The 18,719-nt window shown below is 44.6% G+C and carries 14 protein-coding genes; 12 read left to right on the top strand and 2 right to left on the bottom strand.

Annotation, left to right across the window (positions count from 1 at the left end):
- Positions 1-41 precede the first annotated feature (41 nt).
- Together MOJ78_RS19815 and MOJ78_RS19810 are read left to right on the top strand one after the other, a co-directional pair.
- The gene (locus MOJ78_RS19815) at positions 42-212 is read left to right on the top strand and encodes a XapX domain-containing protein (RefSeq protein ID WP_304979045.1); all 171 of its coding nucleotides are present in this window, start codon (positions 42-44) and stop codon (positions 210-212) included.
- A gap of 13 nt (positions 213-225) precedes the next feature.
- Entirely contained in the window at positions 226-1,011 is a 786-nt protein-coding gene (locus MOJ78_RS19810; RefSeq protein WP_304979044.1) for an alpha/beta fold hydrolase, read from the top strand.
- Between the two features lie 173 nt (positions 1,012-1,184).
- On the opposite strand, the gene MOJ78_RS19805 is transcribed toward MOJ78_RS19810, so the two are convergent.
- Both MOJ78_RS19805 and cls read right to left on the bottom strand, forming a co-directional pair.
- A complete protein-coding gene (locus MOJ78_RS19805) occupies positions 1,185-1,913 on the bottom strand; it encodes a ZIP family metal transporter (RefSeq protein WP_304979043.1) in 729 nt (242 codons plus the stop codon).
- Positions 1,914-1,963: 50 nt separating this feature from the next.
- Positions 1,964-3,160 carry a cardiolipin synthase gene (gene cls, locus MOJ78_RS19800; RefSeq protein ID WP_304979042.1) on the bottom strand — a complete coding sequence of 399 codons (1,197 nt, stop codon included), beginning with the start codon at positions 3,158-3,160 and terminating at the stop codon, positions 1,964-1,966.
- Positions 3,161-3,429: 269 nt separating this feature from the next.
- On the opposite strand from cls, the gene MOJ78_RS19795 reads away from it, so the two are divergent.
- From MOJ78_RS19795 to MOJ78_RS19750, 10 genes are all read left to right on the top strand, one after another.
- A complete protein-coding gene (locus MOJ78_RS19795; protein ID WP_304979041.1) occupies positions 3,430-5,562 on the top strand; it encodes a (Fe-S)-binding protein in 2,133 nt (710 codons plus the stop codon).
- A 224-nt stretch (positions 5,563-5,786) separates the two neighbouring features.
- Positions 5,787-6,965 (top strand): acetyl-CoA C-acetyltransferase, encoded by a 1,179-nt coding sequence (locus MOJ78_RS19790; protein WP_304979040.1) that lies wholly within the window; start codon positions 5,787-5,789, stop codon positions 6,963-6,965.
- A 169-nt stretch (positions 6,966-7,134) separates the two neighbouring features.
- Positions 7,135-7,986, top strand: coding sequence for a 3-hydroxybutyryl-CoA dehydrogenase (locus tag MOJ78_RS19785; RefSeq protein ID WP_304979039.1), 852 nt, complete (start codon positions 7,135-7,137; stop codon positions 7,984-7,986).
- Between the two features lie 36 nt (positions 7,987-8,022).
- Positions 8,023-9,165, top strand: a complete 1,143-nt coding sequence (locus MOJ78_RS19780; protein ID WP_304979038.1) for an acyl-CoA dehydrogenase — start codon at positions 8,023-8,025, stop codon at positions 9,163-9,165.
- Between the two features lie 70 nt (positions 9,166-9,235).
- Entirely contained in the window at positions 9,236-10,378 is a 1,143-nt protein-coding gene (locus MOJ78_RS19775; protein ID WP_304979037.1) for an acyl-CoA dehydrogenase, read from the top strand.
- A gap of 109 nt (positions 10,379-10,487) precedes the next feature.
- Positions 10,488-11,423: a methylmalonyl Co-A mutase-associated GTPase MeaB gene (gene meaB / locus MOJ78_RS19770; RefSeq protein ID WP_304979036.1), complete on the top strand. Its 936-nt coding sequence runs from the start codon at positions 10,488-10,490 to the stop codon at positions 11,421-11,423.
- 142 nt (positions 11,424-11,565) lie between these two features.
- A complete protein-coding gene (locus MOJ78_RS19765) occupies positions 11,566-12,210 on the top strand; it encodes a TetR/AcrR family transcriptional regulator (RefSeq protein WP_304979035.1) in 645 nt (214 codons plus the stop codon).
- 207 nt (positions 12,211-12,417) lie between these two features.
- Positions 12,418-15,678 (top strand): fused isobutyryl-CoA mutase/GTPase IcmF, encoded by a 3,261-nt coding sequence (gene icmF, locus MOJ78_RS19760; RefSeq protein WP_304979034.1) that lies wholly within the window; start codon positions 12,418-12,420, stop codon positions 15,676-15,678.
- Between the two features lie 250 nt (positions 15,679-15,928).
- A complete protein-coding gene (gene rpoE / locus MOJ78_RS19755; RefSeq protein ID WP_304979033.1) occupies positions 15,929-16,390 on the top strand; it encodes a DNA-directed RNA polymerase subunit delta in 462 nt (153 codons plus the stop codon).
- A gap of 654 nt (positions 16,391-17,044) precedes the next feature.
- Positions 17,045-18,643, top strand: coding sequence for a CTP synthase (locus MOJ78_RS19750; protein WP_304979032.1), 1,599 nt, complete (start codon positions 17,045-17,047; stop codon positions 18,641-18,643).
- Positions 18,644-18,719: the final 76 nt, after the last annotated feature.

The following is an 18,719-nucleotide window of genomic DNA, read 5'->3' as shown; positions in this document are numbered from 1 at the left end:
CTAGGGATATCAGCATTTCGTAAAAAACGGAGGTTTTAAAATTGAAGATTTTACTCTTATCAATTGTAACCGGCTTTAGCGTAGGGGTTGTTTTTGCCTTGTTGAAATTGCCGATTCCAGCACCGCCTGCCTTAGCGGGAATTCTCGGTATTGTCGGTATTTATTTAGGGTATAAATTTGTCATTTCAGTGTTACCTTTAATGATGAACTGACATGAGGGAGAGGATGGACTTGACTTTTGTTTCTGTACATAATCGAAAAGTGAGTTATAAAGACTCCGGCCAAGGGTTACCGCTTGTTTTCTTACACCCGCCCGGCATGGGGCAAGCTGTCTTTCATAAACAATTCGAGCTTTCTAAAAACTACCGGATAATCACATACGATATGTGCGGGCACGGGGAAAGTGAGTCGTGCCAACAATCTCCCACAATGGAGGCGTTAGCGGCTGAATTGAAGGATCTTCTTGATGCCTTGAACATACAAAGAGCGGTGCTTATCGGGTACTCGGCAGGGGGTTCGGTCGTACAACACTTCGCTCTTTCTTATCCTGAACGCACGCTGGGTATTGTGTTGAGCGGCGGTTATCCACGAGTGAAGTCTTTTCTTTTAAACTTAGAATATCAGGGCGGCCTCCTGCTTTCGAAATCAGCGCCGTTACAGCTTGCGATGATTATTGCAACGGCACATGCACAATCAAAGGCAGAACGCGAACACTTGATTCAATCGATGCTGCAGACGGATCAATCGGTTTGGCACGAATTTTATCGAACATCCTACACGTATTCCTGTCTCGATCGATTACAGGAAATTGATGCTCCGATGCTTGTTGTGTATGGTCAGTTCGCCCGCCATACGAGGGCACATGCATCCGACTACCAGCTGCATGTTCGGAACTGCAGTATTGCGGTTGTTCGGCATGCTTTCCATGAACTGCCGACACGCCACTGGAAAGAGCTCAACCACTTGATTGACTCGTTCATCAACTCGAAAGTATTGCGTGATAATCCGTGACCACTTTCATAAATAAGAATTTGCACTTACAACTTGAACTTTTCATCAATGATATAAAATTTCTGGCAATGGTAGGAAGGCTGAAACAATTTGAAGGGATTTTTCTTTTGGGTCAGCCCCTTTATTTTATGGAAACGAGGCACCAGGATAATTTATTGATCACTTGCCTCTTTTTACTGAAAATGTGTCAGGATCAGCGATGTTAAAAGCCCGAGGGAGGTAACAAACCCGACAAGCGGTCCACCTTTACGAAATGCATCCGGGACCATCGTATCAGTAACCATTGCAATAATTCCACCCGCGGCAAATGAACTGATCACCGCAATCGTTTCGGGACTGGTATCCTCTAAGAAAAAATAGCCTGCTAGCGAGCTTAGCCCAGCCAACACGCAAACGATTCCCCACATAACTAAAATTTTCAGATTCGAGTAACCGTTCTTTTTTAGACCGACACTACTTGATAAACCCTCAGGAAAATTACTGATAAAAACAGCGATCACGAGCAGCCAGCCAATTGTACCATTTTGAAGGATGGCGAGCCCTATTATGACAGACTCAGGAATTGCATCGAGTATAGTACCGAAAAAAATGGCTGTTCCAGAATGACCCGCCGGTTTTTTTTCAGAGCTTTTCCGCTTTTGCCCGCCTTTTTTAGCTAAATAGAGATTAAAGCTCGTAAAAACCAAGCTGCCGGACAAAAAACCGACGCTCGTATAAACGAGACCGCCTTTTTCGGCTGATTCTTTCAAAAGTTCAAATACCGATGCGCCAATCAGTATCCCTGTTCCGAATGCCATGATCATCGCAATATAAGCTTCACGAAGCTTTACAAAAATTCCAATAAGAGCACCAAGAAATACGGAGGATCCTGCGATCGCCCCTGTTGCTAAGGCCAGCCACACCGGCATTCCCTCCTTTGTAAGTATGTTTCAAACCTCGATCAAAAAACATATCATAAGAACCTTGATATTGACAAAGCGAACATTTCTTTTCCTCGATCAATAATCGATCGATTCCCTAAATCAGGTAAGGTTAACCGTTCTGATTCTTGGATATCAAATTCTAGGATTTTTTCAATTTTATGAATCAAATCAGGTGAATCAAAAAGACAGTTCACTTCATCATTTAAATAAAAGCTTCGTTTGTCGAAGTTCGCTGTACCGATATCACAAACCTTCCGATCGATCATCATCACCTTTGCATGGTAAAATCCCGGATAGTAACGATACACATCGGCTCCAGCATGTAACAACGGCAACAAATAGGGAAAAGCCGCCTCTTTTACAAAAGCATGATCCGCTTTCATCGGAATAAGAATCGTCACTCTAACACCACGTTTAACAGCAGCAATCAGTGCCAGTACCATTTTTCGACCAGGGATAAAATACGGGGTTCCGATAAAGATGGATTGCTCGGCGTTTTCGATATACTCGAGAAAAAAATGAGCCATGTATGCTCCGTTTGTCGCAAATATTTGAAAGCTCTGAGCACCGTTTTCTACAGGTTCAGTTACGGGGGGAAATAGATCCTCACTCGTAGCCACTTTCCAGTCAAATCTGATTACCTCCAGAAAGCTTTCGAGTACATCGCCTGTCAGTCTGAGGTGGTAATCACGCCATTGCCCAAGCCTCGGATCACGACCTAGATATTCTTCACCGACATTAAAGCCCCCAATGTAACCGACTTTGGAATCGACAACCGTGATTTTTCGATGGTTCCTTCGATTAAGTGAATAGAAGAGGTATGGAAGTTTCGGACGCTGTGAATAGGCTACAAATATGCCGGATTCCCTAAGCTGCTTGATCGTTTTCTTAGGTAATTTATGACTTCCGACTGCATCGACCAGCAAGTAGACCTCGACCCCGTCAGCCGCCCGGTTTTTTAATATTTGAAGCAATTCATTTCCGATCGGATCGTTTCTAATAATGTAAAACTGCACAAAAATGAACGACTTTGCATGCTTTAAATCTTGAAATAAGGTTGAGAAAAACTGAGTGCCTACTGAGAAGAATTCAGCATTTCCCTTTCTCGGAGGGTGGAAGAGCGTATTTTTTTCTGAAAAGTGCTGCTGCCGGCCGAAATAGAAGTCAAGAGCAAACCAGACAATGATCGCAAATAAAATAACGAATAAGACGAATATGCTCCTCACCTCCAGTTTACAGACTTAATGAATGTAGTATCTCCTTTTGAGAGCGATGTATTACACATAAGCGTCGATGTTTCACTTCATCCCCAACATCAAGGAGATAGAGGGGTGGTGACAGAATTTTTTTAAAAAAATACGTTGACTGAATGCTCATTCAGTTCAATTTATGCTATAATTGGTGTCAGAAAATTAGTTTCATTCTGAATAGATGACCTAATGGAATTCTTTCGTTATTAAAATAACTGCATGAACAACTGAAGGGAGTTGGAATAGTGGAGACGTTATTGATCATTAATTGGCTTGCGTTTCTTTTTGTAACCGCTTACGGAATTTATTTATTTGCTTATGTAGTCAAAACGAGATACGAGTATATCAAGCTTGGAAAAAAAGCTGAGTTTGATCATTCAATGAAAGAACGTTTGCAAGCAATTCTTGTGAACGTATTCGGACAGAAAAAGCTTTTGAAGGATAAAAAAAGCGGAATCATCCATGTCATGATGTTTTATGGCTTTCTAATGGTTCAATTCGGCGCGATCGATATGGTTTGGAAGGGTCTTGCACCTGGATCTCATTTGCCGCTTGGACCGTTGTATCCGGCGTTTACCTTATTCCAGGAATTCGTTACGTTGATGATTCTTGTTGCAGTAATATGGGCGTTTTATCGTCGTTATATTGAAAAACTTGTTCGCTTGAAACGAGGATTTAAAGCAGGACTTGTCCTTTTATTTATCGGTGGACTAATGCTGTCTGTGCTGTTCGGAAATGGAATGGAGATCATCTGGCATGACCTAGAAGGCAGCTGGACAGCGCCTGTAGCAAGTACAATTGCATTCTTGTTCAGCTGGGTTGGAGAGACTGTAGCGGCAGTGTTGTTTTACGTGTCCTGGTGGATCCATTTGCTCATCCTTTTAACATTCCTAGTGTATGTTCCGCAATCCAAGCATGCACACTTGATCGCTGGTCCACTCAACGTCTTTCTCGGACGAACACATAAAGTTGGACGCCTTGCTGCGATCGATTTTGAGGATGAAAGCCAAGAAACGTTCGGTGTCGGAAAAGTGGAGGACTTCAACCAAAAGCAACTGGTTGATTTATATGCTTGTGTTGAATGTGGACGTTGTACGAATGTTTGTCCAGCAACTGGCACAGGAAAGATGCTTTCACCAATGGACCTGATCGTTAAAATTCGTGATCACCTGACTGAAAAAGGAGCAGCTGTTACGTCGCGTACTCCTTGGGTTCCTGGCTTCGCCTTTCAAGGCACGACAGGAAACCAGCTCGCCTATGCAGCTCAAGGTAAAGGTGTCGAAGAAAGTGCTGCAGCCTCTGAAGGCAGCGGCGGATTTGAATATACGATCGATTTGATCGGTGAAGTCATTACTGAAGAAGAAATTTGGGCATGTACGACGTGTCGTAATTGTGAGGATCAGTGCCCGGTCATGAACGAACACGTCGATAAAATAATCGATATGCGCCGTTATCTTGTTTTAACGGAAGGCAAGATGGATTCTGATGGTCAACGTGCGATCCAGAACATCGAACGTCAAGGAAACCCATGGGGCTTAAGCCGTAAAGAGCGTGACAACTGGCGCGACGGGCACGATGATGTCCATATTCCAACTGTAAAAGAGGTTGAAAAAGCCGGTGAAGATTTTGAATACCTTTTCTGGGTCAGCTCAATGGGCTCTTATGATAACCGAAGCCAAAAGATTGCCTTGTCACTTGCGCGTATCATGAACACGGCTGGAATCAAGTTTGCAATACTCGGTAATAAGGAGAAAAACTCCGGAGATACGCCTCGACGGATTGGGAACGAGTTCTTGTTCCAGGAGATTGCAACGAAAAACATCGAGTTGTTCCAAAAGCACAATGTTAAGAAGATCATTACGATCGATCCGCACGCATATAACACGTTTAAAAATGAATACCCTGACTTTGGTCTTGAGGGCGTTGAAGTGCACCATCACACTGAGTTGCTGGCACAATGGATCAGAGAAGGTCGTCTGAACCCGACACATGAAGTCAATGAAACGATCACGTATCATGATTCCTGCTACCTCGGTCGTTACAACGAAGTTTACGAACCACCGCGCGAAATTTTGAAAGCGATTCCTGGTGTTACGGTTGTTGAAATGAACCGAAACCGCCAAAACGGAATGTGCTGTGGAGCGGGCGGCGGAATGATGTGGATGGAGGAAGACTCAGGCCACCGTGTCAATGTCGCTCGGACAGAGCAAGCGATGGAAGTAAATCCGACAATGATCGGAAGCGGCTGTCCATACTGCTTAACAATGCTAAGCGACGGTACGAAGGCGAAAGAGGTAGAGGATCACATCCAAACACTGGACGTCGTTGAAATCCTTGAAAAATCCGTAATCGGAACAGAGCAGAAGATTGCTCAGTAAGCGGATTTCTAACATGATATTAGGTAGGGGCAGACTAAGAAGACCATAAGGAAAAACAGGACCATTTTACTATTCGTGGTCGATATATTGAGGTCCGTGGTCGATATATTGGATTCGATGGTTGATATATCATTTCTTGAGTCTGCTTAGCCCTTACTTTTGCACCGATTGAGCGTTCGTTCGCAAGATTTTACAAGATCAGAGCCAAAAAAGGAGGATTTTAAATGAGTAAAACTGTAATCATCAGTGGTGTAAGGACACCATTCGGAAAGTTTGGCGGAGCACTAAGCTCATTAACTGCTTCACAGCTAGGTGGAATCGCGATAAAAGAAGCGATGGAACGTGCAGACGTTTCACCTGAAGATATCGGTGAGGTTATTTTCGGATCTGTCCTCCAAGCAGGTCAAGGACAAATCCCTTCAAGGCAAGCGGCAAACCATGCCGGCATTCCTTGGGCAGTGAAAACCGAAACGATCAACAAAGTATGTGCCTCCGGAATGCGAAGTGTCACGATGGCAGACCAAATCATCCGCGCAGGTGATGAGGAAGTCATCGTCGCGGGTGGTATGGAATCGATGAGTAATGCTCCATATTTAATGCCAAAAGCACGCTGGGGCTTTCGAATGGGGGATGCGGTTGTAAAGGATTCCATGGTCGATGACGGATTGACCTGTTCATTTAAAGGTGTACATATGGGCACCTACGGAAACTCGACGGCGAAAGAATTCAACCTGACCCGTGAACAGCAGGATGAATGGGCATACCGCAGTCACCAACGTGCTGTAAAAGCAATCAGCGAAGGGAAGTTAGCTGAAGAAATTGTAGCGGTACAAGTGCCGCAAAGAAAAGGCGATCCAATCGTAGTGAGTGATGATGAGTCACCACGTAAAGATACGCAGATAGACCGACTGGCAAAATTAAAGCCGGTATTCGGTGCGGACGGAACGATTACGGCCGGGAACGCACCAGGGGTCAATGACGGAGCAGGAGCACTCGTCCTCATGTCAGAGGAACGTGCCCAAAAAGAAGGCAAGGAAGTAATGGCGACAATCCTTGGCCACACCGCGATTGCGATGGAACCGGAAAACTTCCCGCAAACACCAGGTGTCGTCATCAACGAATTATTGAAAAAGACAGGTAAATCGTTATCGGACATCGACCTGTATGAAGTAAATGAAGCATTTGCGGCAGTTGCGCTTGCCAGCTCGAAAATCGCTGAGCTTGATCCGGAAAAAGTCAATGTCAATGGGGGCGCAGTAGCACTAGGCCATCCGATTGGTGCAAGTGGAGCACGTATCATCATTACCCTTATCCATGAACTGAAGCGTCGCGGCGGCGGAATCGGTATCGCAGCAATTTGCAGCGGTGGCGGTCAGGGTGACGCAGTCATGGTAAAGGTTTAGGCAGGATGTGAGTCAGTTCGACGTCATCACAAGACCACGTACGTACTTGTATGCTTCTATACGGTTTTACGTCAAGTAACCGCAGGCGCAGGACGTGATGCTTTTAGTCGAACTTCCTTTACTAAACCTACAGATAAATAGTGATCTACAATACCGGAGGAGGAGAACGATGGAAATCAAAAAAGTGATGATTGTCGGTGCAGGACAGATGGGCTCTGGAATTGCCCAGGTTTTCGCACAAGCCGGCTATGAAGTTGTGTTAAATGATTTAAAGGATGAATTTGTTCAAAAAGGAATGGCATACATTTCGAAGAACTTGAATCGTCAGGTGGAAAAAGAACGAATGACCAAAGAGGAAGCCGATGCGATCCTTAATCGTCTGACCCCTTCAACACAATTGAATGATGCCACTGACGTCGACTTGGTTGTGGAAGCGATCGTTGAAAACCTTGAAGTAAAATCGAAGGTATTTTCACAATTAGATGAAATCTTACCAGAGCATGCCATTATCGCGTCCAATACGTCATCGCTCCCGATCACCGAAATGGCGGCGGTTACAAAACGTCCGGAAAAAGTGATCGGCATGCATTTCATGAATCCTGTTCCAGTCATGAAGCTCGTTGAAATCATTCGCGGGCTCGCAACAACAGACGAGGTTTACGAAACAATCGAACAAGCGACAAAGTCACTGAACAAAGTCCCGGTCGAAGTAAACGACTTCCCAGGATTTGTTTCCAACCGTGTGTTGATGCCGATGATTAACGAAGCGATTTTTACAGTATATGAAGGAGTAGCGACACCTGATGCGGTTGACGAAGTGATGAAGCTTGGAATGAACCATCCGATGGGACCCCTTACACTTGCTGACTTTATCGGGCTTGATACGTGTCTCTATATTATGGAAACGCTTCACGAAGGCTTTGGTGATGACAAGTACCGTCCATGTCCGTTGCTTCGTAAATATGTAAAAGCAGGGTGGCTCGGCAAGAAAACCGGAAAAGGTTTCTACGAGTACAACTAACTACTTAGAGTACGTTTTCAAAAAGGAGGACCTAAAATGAACCTTCGTTTTACAGAAGAGCAGGACATGATGCGTAAAATGGTCCGTGATTTCGCCGAAACGGAAATTCGTCCAATTGTCGAGAAAATGGATGAAACGGATGAATTCCCGAAAGAAGTCATTAAAAAAATGGGTGAACTCGGCCTGATGGGGATTCCGATTCCTGAGGAGTATGGCGGGTCTGGCATGGATTTTACATCGTATATCATTGCGATTCATGAGCTTTCAAGAGTGAGCGCAACGATTGGGGTAATTTTATCCGTTCATACGTCAGTCGGAACGAATCCGATCCTTTATTTCGGTTCAGAGGAACAAAAGCAGAAATACATTCCGAAGCTTGCAAGCGGGGAATATCTAGGAGCGTTCGGGTTGACGGAGCCATCAGCAGGATCGGATGCAGCCGGCTTGAAAACTCGGGCGGTCCTGAAAGACGATCATTACGTTTTAAACGGTTCAAAGGTGTTCATTACGAATGCAGGGGAAGCCGATACGTACATCGTCTTCGCTGTGACAAACCCGGAAGAAGGAAGTCGTGGTATAACGGCATTCATCGTCGATAAAGACACACCAGGGCTCGAAATCGGAAAAAAGGAAAAGAAAATGGGCTTGAACGGCTCGAATACATCTCAACTTATTTTCGAAGATGCGAAGGTTCCAATTGATAACCGTCTTGGACAAGAAGGGATGGGTTTTAAAATTGCGATGGCCAATCTCGAAATCGGCCGGATTGGAATTGCTGCACAAGCACTTGGGATAACTGAGGCAGCACTTCAGTATTCAACCGATTATGCGAAGGAACGTAAACAGTTTGGAAAGCCAATCGGATTGCAGCAGGGACTTGGGTTCAAGCTTGCCGACATGGCTACTCAGTTCGAGGCGGCAAAACTGTTGACTTATCATGCAGCAAATCTGCGTACAAACGGAAAACCATGCGGGAAAGAATCATCAATGGCAAAACTGTTTTCCTCAACGCATGCAATGAAATCCGCAATCGAGGCCGTACAGATTCACGGCGGCTATGGTTACACAAAGGATTATCCAGTAGAGCGGCTATTCCGAGATGCGAAGGTATGTGAAATCTATGAGGGCACAAGTGAAATCCAACGTATCGTCATCAGCAAACAATTGATGAACAGCTAAAAAGGTATTCATAAAAGCTTATTGAAATTGGCTATCATACACAAAAAATACTAGTCAGGGAGAGGAAATTATGCAATTCCAACTATCAGAAGAACATGAAATGCTACGAAAGATGGTTCGTGATTTTGCGAAAAATGAAGTTGAACCAACAGCTGCAGAACGTGATGAAGAGGAGCGATTTGATCGAGGACTGTTTGATCAAATGGCAGAGCTTGGTCTAACCGGTATTCCTTGGCCGGAAGAATACGGTGGAATCGGAGCCGATTATTTAAGTTATGTGATCGCAGTCGAAGAGCTTTCGCGCGTTTGTGCTTCAACAGGGGTAACATTATCGGCGCACACATCACTTGCTGGCTGGCCAGTATACAAATTCGGTACGGAAGAGCAAAAGCAAAAGTTCCTTCGTCCGATGGCTGAAGGGAAGAAGCTAGGTGCTTACGGATTGACCGAGCCGGGATCTGGTTCGGACGCAGCAAAAATGAAAACGACCGCGAAACGTGATGGAGAGGAATACATCCTGAACGGTTCGAAAATTTTCATTACAAACGGTGGCGATGCAGAAATTTATGTTGTGTTCGCTGTCACTGATCCTGAAAGCAAGCATAAAGGAATTACGGCTTTCATCATAGAAAAAGGAACGCCTGGCTTTTCATTCGGTAAAAAAGAGAAAAAGCTAGGAATTCGCTCATCCCCGACGTTAGAAATCATTTTCGAGGATTGCCGTGTTCCGGCTGAAAATCGTCTTGGAGATGAGGGAGAAGGCTTTAAAATAGCGATGCAGACGCTAGATGGCGGTCGAAACGGAATTGCTGCTCAAGCAGTCGGAATCGCACAAGGTGCACTCGATGCATCTGTAGGCTATGCAAAGGAACGTCAACAGTTTGGAAAACCGATTGGCTTACAACAGGGCGTCGGTTTTAAATTAGCAGACATGGCAACAAAGGTAGAAGCTTCCAGATTACTAACCTACCAAGCAGCCTGGAGAGAAAGCGAAGGTCTTCCATACGGTAAGGAATCAGCAATGTCGAAGCTGTTTGCAGGAGACACAGCGATGGAGGTTACCACTGAAGCGGTTCAAGTGTTCGGCGGGTATGGCTATACGAAGGATTATCCAGTAGAACGCTATATGCGTGATGCCAAAATCACTCAAATCTACGAAGGAACGAATGAAATCCAACGACTGGTCATTTCCAGAATGCTTTTAGCAGATTGATCGTACAAGTGAACAGGACCTGGAATTGCACCAGGACCCAAACCATCAAGACGAGCAGACCGGAACCCTTATAAAAAAGGAAAGTAGTAATGTAAGAGGAGGACCATTCATGAACGCCCTCGCCGAACGAATTGTAAAAAAAGACTTAAGAGGCTTGGCAAGAGGAATCAGCTATATTGAAAATGATCATCCTGAAAAGTTGAAACTCTTGCAGGACCTGCATGCGCATCGTAAGGGTGCTCATGTCATCGGAATTACAGGTTCGCCTGGTGCTGGAAAAAGCTCGCTCGTCAATCGCCTCGTCCATTTTTTGCGCTCAGTCAAGTTGACTGTTGGCATCGTAGCAGTTGATCCTACAAGCCCGTTTAGTGGGGGGGCGTTGCTTGGGGACCGTGTCCGTATGGCTGAGCATTTTACAGATAAAGGAGTTTACATTCGCAGCATGGGAACCCGCGGAAGTCTCGGTGGCCTTGCTAGAACGACCAAGGAAACTGTCCGTCTGATGGACGCCTATGGCTTTGATGTCATACTCGTTGAAACAGTCGGAGTTGGCCAATCGGAGCTTGATATCATGAAGGTGGCAGATACGACTGCTGTTGTCTTGAATCCTGGGAGCGGTGATGTCGTTCAAGTTTTTAAAGCCGGGATCATGGAAATCGCCGACCTTTTTATCATAAATAAAGCGGATCTACCTGGGGTTTCCAAACTGATCACCGAGATTGAAGGGATGCTTGATCTTGTTAAGCACGATTCACCTTGGCGTCCTCCGATTGTTCAGACGATTTCGACTGAGAATACAGGGTTGGATGGGCTTTGGAAACAGGTTAAGGTGCACCAGAATTACTTACAAGAAAGTGGAGAAGGTGAGCGAAAGCGTACCCGAATCATGCAGCAGGAGGTCCTTGAGGTCGTTCAGTATGAGCTGATGCAAAAAATAAATGAGAAGCATGAGCATGGAGAGTGGAGAGAACAAGTAGGCTCGGGAGAAATGGATCCATATACGGCTGCAAAGAACATTTTGTCGGAATGGGAAAGGGAGACTTAGACAGATAGGATTCAGAGGAATCGCTCTAGATGAGGCAGAGAAACGGAATGTAGTACGGTTGCTATAGAGTTTGTCCGCCCGATAGATGGAAGCCGCCTCAATCAAGCGATTAAAACGATATGAACACGAAAGAGGGATGAGGTTGGGAAAAAAGAATGTACCATCGTTAGTCAAAGACGAGAAACTCATTCAACAACGTCGTGAAGAAATGGTAAAAGCAGCCGTCAACCTTTTCAAGGATAAAGGGTTTCACCGGACAACAACAAGAGAAATTGCAAAAGCAGCAGGATTCAGCATCGGGACGCTGTATGAATATATCCGTACGAAGGAAGATGTTCTTTACCTTGTATGTGATTCGATTTACGACGAGGTTCGAACGCGATTACAAAGCGAAATCGTCATGGACCAGCCTGGTATAAACAGGCTCACAGAAGCGATTGCTGCGTATTTTAAAGTAATGGATGAGATGCAGGATGAGGTTCTCGTCATGTATCAGGAAGTGAAGTCTCTTTCCAATGAGGCATTGCCATATGTGCTTCAGAAGGAAATCGAGATGACTGGAATGTTCGAAGCATTGATTCAGCGCTCAGTGGATGCAGGACACCTGACTCTGTCTGAAAATGAAGTAAGTCTGTTGGGGCATAACATTTTGATTCAAGGTCAAATGTGGACTTTCCGCCGCTGGGCACTGCAAAAAGTGTATACGCTCGAGGAATACACCGATCTGCAAATTCAACTACTTTTGCACGGAATTGAATTAGGACGGGTTGAAAAGAGTTCGGTGTAGTGATCGAACTTCTGCATATGGAACCATTCACGCCTGCAGTTAGACATGTATTTTCGAAGTTAGACATGTATTTTTCAAATTAGATATGTATTTCTATGGTTGAGCCTTCAGTCGGAAAGGTTCACATCTGTAAATCTACAATTTAAAAAGGATTTTAACCTAAAGCCGTATTTTCAATCCAGTTTTTCACAGAAAGGAGCTAGACTGATGCAAACTGAAATTTACAAACCGAAAAACCATGTTCGTTTCGTCACAGCAGCAAGTTTATTCGATGGCCACGACGCTTCGATCAACATTATGAGAAGAATCATTCAGGCGAGCGGTGCAGAAGTCATTCATCTTGGGCATAACCGATCCGTCGACGAAGTAGTCCAGGCGGCGATCCAGGAAGATGTTCAAGGAATCGCAATTTCGTCATATCAAGGCGGGCATGTTGAATATTTCAAATATATGATCGACCTTCTTAAGGAATACGGAGCTCCACATATCCGTGTTTATGGAGGCGGTGGAGGCGTCATCATCCCTAAAGAGGTCAAGGAGCTTCATGAATACGGTGTTGCTCGCATTTTCTCACCTGATGATGGGCGTGAACTAGGACTTCAAGGGATGATCGATCAGATGATCAAGGACTGCGACTTCCCGACGTTCACACAGCTCCGAGATGAATTGGATCGATTGCCAGCACGTGACCCTCAAGCGGTAGCAAGATTGATTACCGTAGCAGAAAACCAGAGGGAAGCGGCTACGGAAATGGCTGCAACTGCTGAAAAAGCACTTACGCAAATGAAGGAAATGGCCCACAACGTTCCTGTCCTCGGGATTACCGGGACTGGGGGAGCAGGGAAAAGCTCACTGACCGATGAATTGGTCAGGCGCTTTTTAAATGAATATGAAGATAAAACGATTGCGATCATATCGGTAGATCCGACCAAGCAAAAGACGGGTGGCGCACTGCTCGGAGACCGGATCCGGATGAATACGATCCACTCACCACGAGTGTATATGCGCAGTCTGGCAACACGTGGCTCTAAGACTGAGCTTTCAGAAGCCATCACGGAGGCGTTAGCAGTCGTGAAAGCAGCCGGTTACGACCTGATCGTCGTTGAAACGAGCGGTATTGGCCAGGGGAATGCTGAAATTACGGCCATTTCAGATGCTTCCATGTACGTCATGACGAGTGAGTTCGGTGCTCCATCCCAGCTTGAAAAAATCGACATGATTGACTATGCCGACTTGATTGCGATCAATAAGTTTGACCGAAAAGGCTCAGAGGATGCACTAAGAGATGTGAAAAAGCAATACCAGCGCAGCCGCATGCTCTTTGACAGAGACCTTGATGAAATGCCCGTTTTCGGAACGATTGCCAGTCAATTTAACGATGAAGGAACAAATATCCTTTTCAATGCACTCGTAAATGTGTTGAACGAAAAGTTCGAGCTTGGCTGGACGACATCCTTCAGTAGTGAGGGCAAGGTCGAAAAGCAGAATATGATTATTCCTCCCGATCGAACCGGTTACTTGAATGAAATCGTTCAGACGGTTCGCAACTACCACGAATTTGTCTCTGAGCAATCAGAGACAGCGAGAAAGGTATACCAAATTGACGGGACACTTGAGGCAATTGAAGAAACGAATGAGAACGGCAAGATTACGGTTAAAACGCTAACTGATATAAAAGGCGGTTATGAAAAGAAAATCCATCCGGAAACAAAGGAAATCCTCGATGGATGGGATACGCTTCAAGAGCAATACAGCCAGGACCAATTCGTTACGAAAATTCGTGACAAAGAAATCATCACAGAATTGAAGACGAAAAGCTTGTCCGGTCTTGATATTCCAAAGGTCGCACTTCCGAAGTATAAGGATTGGGGCGAAATCATCCGCTGGTCAATGCTTGAAAATGTCCCTGGACGATTCCCATTTACAGCAGGCGTTTTCCCGTTTAAACGAAAAGGCGAAGACCCGAAGCGTCAATTTGCCGGAGAAGGAACCCCAGAACGCACGAACCGTCGTTTTCACTACCTTTCAAAGGATGACGAAGCAAAACGCTTAAGTACAGCATTTGATTCGGTCACGTTATATGGGGAGGATCCTGATTATCGTCCGGACATTTATGGGAAAGTCGGCGAGAGTGGAGTAAGCATTTGTACGCTCGAGGATATGAAAAAGCTTTATGACGGCTTTGACCTGATTTCACCTTCCACATCGGTTTCAATGACGATCAATGGCCCAGCGCCAATCATCCTAGCGATGTACATGAACACGGCGATCGACCAGCAGCTAAATCGTTTTGAAGAAGAAAATGGTCGAAAGGCAACCGATGCCGAAGCGATCGACATCAAGGAAAAGACGTTGGCAGTTGTCCGCGGTACCGTCCAAGCGGATATTTTAAAAGAAGACCAAGGTCAAAATACGTGTATCTTCTCAACGGAGTTCGCGTTGCGGTTAATGGGAGATATCCAGCAGTACTTCATTGACCATAAAGTCCGAAACTATTATTCTGTATCGATTTCCGGCTATCATATCGCAGAAGCCGGAGCGAACCCGATTACACAGCTGGCACTGACTCTTGCCAATGGGTTTACGTATGTGGAATACTATTTAAGCCGTGGAATGGACATTGATAGCTTTGCGCCGAACCTATCTTTCTTCTTCAGTAACGGACTTGATCCAGAATATACGGTGATCGGTCGGGTTGCTCGAAGAATATGGGCGACGATTATGAAAAATAAATACAAAGGTAATGAGCGAAGCCAGAAGTTGAAGTATCACATTCAGACGTCAGGTCGTTCACTGCATGCACAAGAAATCGATTTTAACGATATCCGTACAACATTACAGGCATTGATGGCGATCTATGATAACTGTAACTCGCTACACACGAATTCCTATGATGAAGCAATCACGACACCGACAGAGGAGTCAGTTCGTCGAGCAATGGCGATCCAAATGATCATTACGAAAGAGCACGGTCTTGCCAAAAATGAAAACTCCTTACAGGGATCGTTTATTATTGAACAGCTGACTGACCTTGTCGAGGAAGCCGTTTTACAGGAATTCGAACGGATCAATTCGCGAGGAGGGGTTCTCGGGGCAATGGAAACCCAGTACCAGCGCGGAAAAATCCAGGAAGAATCGATGCATTATGAAATGAAAAAGCATGATGGCTCATTGCCGATTATCGGGGTCAACACTTACTTGAATCCGAATCCGCCATCAGAGGAAGAATTCAACATCCAGCTGGCGCGGGCAGCAAAAGAGGAAAAGGAACAACAGATTCGAAACCTAAAAGAATTCCAGCAAAAGAACGAAGATAAAACGACAGAGGCACTACGTAACTTGAAGCAGGTAGCCCTATCGGGTGGAAACCTGTTTGATGAATTAATGACAACGGTCCGTTATGCAAGTCTTGGGCAGATCACCCGAGCACTTTATGAGGTAGGCGGAAAATATCGTCGAAATATGTAAGGCTAAGGCATACGAATCAAACAAAAGGAACCACTTCGATGCAGTTTTTGAAAGAAGTGGTTCTTTTCATTTTCAGTTTTTGTACGAGAGCTGAAAAAAATGATGTTTAGCTATAGCATATCTTAGGAAAAATTGTTTATAATGAATGGTATGATTGCATTTTGTTTGCAAATTGAGAGGATTCCTCCTTTTTGAACCTATTTATTAAAGACCAATTGATTCGATAGATGAGTAGAAAGGACGTGCCTATATGTTGGATACGTATTCGAAGCAAGAAATAAAAGAAGTTTCAATGCTAGACATCGCACTTACTATTTTCCGAGAAAATAAGAAACCGATCCCATTTACAGAATTGGCGGATCAGGTTGCAAAAATACGTCAAATGAGTAAAGAGGAACAAAAACGACGTATTGCTCAATTTTACACAGACATTAATATTGACGGTCGTTTCGTATGTATCGGCGACAACCAATGGGGATTAAAATCATGGTACCCTGTTGAAAGCAGTGAAGAAGAGCTTGCAACAACGATCAAGCCAAAAAAGCGTAAAAAGGCAAAGGCTAAAATTGAAGACGACGATGAGGATTTCGAAGACTTCGAAGAAGAGCTGGATGACGATTTTGATGATCTTGATGATGAGGCATTCGTCGATTATGAGGATACAGACGATGACGATGATGAAACAGAGGAAGAAGAAGTTGAAGACAAATAGGATTTAAAGGAAGACTCTAAGAAAGATAAATAGTTACTCTTGACTTTTGTGTGCAAAGTCGATAAAATCATTTTTGGGCTTCACTTATAGTCTTGGATGCAATTTGAAAAAGTTTACGTATATTACAAAACAAAAGCGCCCCCCACTGTTTGTTAGTAGGGGTGGTCTCGCTTTTGTTTTTTTATTTTTATAGGAAGTTTAAAAAGTTACCAAGAGCACATGTACCTGCGCCTACGAGAGATTGCTTCGAGGCAAGCTTCCTCGGTACAACTCGTAGTCTTCGTGCAAGTACCGCTCGTTGATAAACGGCGAATTTCTTCGTTACTTGGTTTTTCCGGACTTGCACATGGACGTGCTGACTTCGACGTTTTCACAGGACGTGAAGTATTTAGTCGAAGTTCCATATGTACCTGCGTCTACTAGTTCATTCCTAGAGGCAAGCTTCCTCGGTACAACTCGTAGCCTTCATGCAAGTACCGCTCGTCGCTCTGGTCCTCAAAACTGTCGTGCCTCGAACTTCTTGTTTCTGATTCGTCGATTTTTGAACACTTATTAAACTTCAATACCGATCCGTTTTGAAAGCTGTTATTTTCGGCATACTGTTAAGAGAGATTTTTAGCGAGAGAAGAAAACTTGAATCAAGGGGGAACAAACGTGACCAAAAAGTACATTTTTGTAACAGGTGGAGTTGTATCATCATTAGGAAAGGGAATTACGGCAGCATCATTAGGCCGTCTTCTGAAAAACAGAGGGGTCAAGGTAACCATCCAAAAGTTTGACCCATATATCAACGTAGACCCAGGAACGATGAGCCCTTATCAACATGGTGAAGTATTTGTAACCGATGATGGTGCTGAAACCGATCTGGATCTTGGTCACTATGAGCGTTTTATCGATATAAACCTCAATAAGTACAGCAATGTAACAACAGGGAAAATCTATTCGACCGTTTTGAAAAAGGAACGTCGCGGTGATTATCTCGGTGGAACGGTTCAGGTCATTCCACATATTACGAATGAAATTAAAGAACGAGTATTCCGTGCTGGTAAAGAAACGAACGCTGAAGTGGTTATCACTGAAATCGGCGGCACAGTAGGGGATATCGAAAGTCTGCCGTTTTTAGAAGCAATCCGCCAGATTAAGAGTGATATAGGTGTCGAAAATGTGATGTATATCCATTGTACACTCGTTCCTTATCTCAAGGCTGCCGGCGAAATGAAAACAAAGCCAACACAGCATAGTGTCAAAGAATTACGTAGCCTCGGTATCCAACCGAACGTGATCGTGGTTCGAAATGAAATGCCGCTTCCGCAGGATATGAAAGACAAAATCGCTTTGTTCTGCGACATTCATTCTGAAGCAGTCATTGAAATGATGGATGCCGATACATTGTATGAGGTTCCCCTAGCACTTCAACACCAACACTTGGACCAAATCGTTTGCAATCATTTGAAATTAGATTGCCAGGAAGCGGACATGGAAGAGTGGAAGGCACTCGTCAACCGCGTTCAAAATCTGAAGACCACGACAAAAATCGCTTTAGTCGGCAAGTATGTATCTTTGCCAGATGCGTATATTTCTGTTGTAGAATCACTGCGTCATGCCGGATATGAGTTCGATACAGACATTGAGATCGACTGGATCGATTCTGAAGGCGTTACAGAAGAGAATGTTGAGGAACGTTTGAATGATGCAGATGGGATTCTCGTTCCTGGCGGATTCGGGGATCGTGGAATTGAAGGGAAAATTGCCGCGATTAAATTCGCACGCGAACGCAAGATTCCGATGCTAGGAATTTGCCTTGGCATGCAGCTTGCATCCGTTGAATTTGCCCGTAATGTATTGGGTTATTCTGACGCTCATTCTGCGGAAATCTATCCAATGACAGAACACCCGATCATTGATTTGCTTCCGGAGCAAAAGGATGTGGAAGACCTTGGTGGAACACTTCGCCTCGGGCTCTATCCATGTAAGCTCGAAAAAGGTACGAATGCTTACGCGGCTTATGAGGATGAAGTCGTGTACGAGCGTCATCGTCATCGTTATGAGTTTAATAACGAATACCGTGAAGAAATGGAAGAGGCAGGCTTCCTCTTTTCCGGGACGAGCCCTGACGGAAGGCTAGTAGAAATCATCGAGTTAAAGGATCATCCTTGGTTCGTTGCATCTCAGTTCCATCCAGAGTTCAAATCGCGACCAACTCGACCACAGCCATTGTTCCGTGACTTTGTTCATGCATCACTAAAAAAATAACAAACATTCTTAAAAGAGTTGACGCTATCTGTGGTCGGCTCTTTTTTTAACATTTTGGACTCAATGATACATTGTG

Origin of the sequence: Alkalihalobacillus sp. AL-G (assembly GCF_030643805.1) — a bacterium.
Classification (GTDB): Bacteria; Bacillota; Bacilli; order Bacillales; family Fictibacillaceae; genus Pseudalkalibacillus.
This window is presented reverse-complemented; position numbering and strand designations above follow the sequence as displayed.

What these genes read in the sequence shown, in the direction of transcription:
- MOJ78_RS19810 (WP_304979044.1), top strand. Translation starts at nt 226, where the DNA reads ATGGACTTGACTTTTGTTTCTGTACATAATCGAAAAGTGAGTTATAAA.
- MOJ78_RS19790 (WP_304979040.1), top strand. Translation starts at nt 5,787, where the DNA reads ATGAGTAAAACTGTAATCATCAGTGGTGTAAGGACACCATTCGGAAAG.
- MOJ78_RS19785 (WP_304979039.1), top strand. Translation starts at nt 7,135, where the DNA reads ATGGAAATCAAAAAAGTGATGATTGTCGGTGCAGGACAGATGGGCTCT.
- MOJ78_RS19780 (WP_304979038.1), top strand. Translation starts at nt 8,023, where the DNA reads ATGAACCTTCGTTTTACAGAAGAGCAGGACATGATGCGTAAAATGGTC.
- MOJ78_RS19775 (WP_304979037.1), top strand. Translation starts at nt 9,236, where the DNA reads ATGCAATTCCAACTATCAGAAGAACATGAAATGCTACGAAAGATGGTT.
- meaB (WP_304979036.1), top strand. Translation starts at nt 10,488, where the DNA reads ATGAACGCCCTCGCCGAACGAATTGTAAAAAAAGACTTAAGAGGCTTG.
- icmF (WP_304979034.1), top strand. Translation starts at nt 12,418, where the DNA reads ATGCAAACTGAAATTTACAAACCGAAAAACCATGTTCGTTTCGTCACA.
- rpoE (WP_304979033.1), top strand. Translation starts at nt 15,929, where the DNA reads ATGTTGGATACGTATTCGAAGCAAGAAATAAAAGAAGTTTCAATGCTA.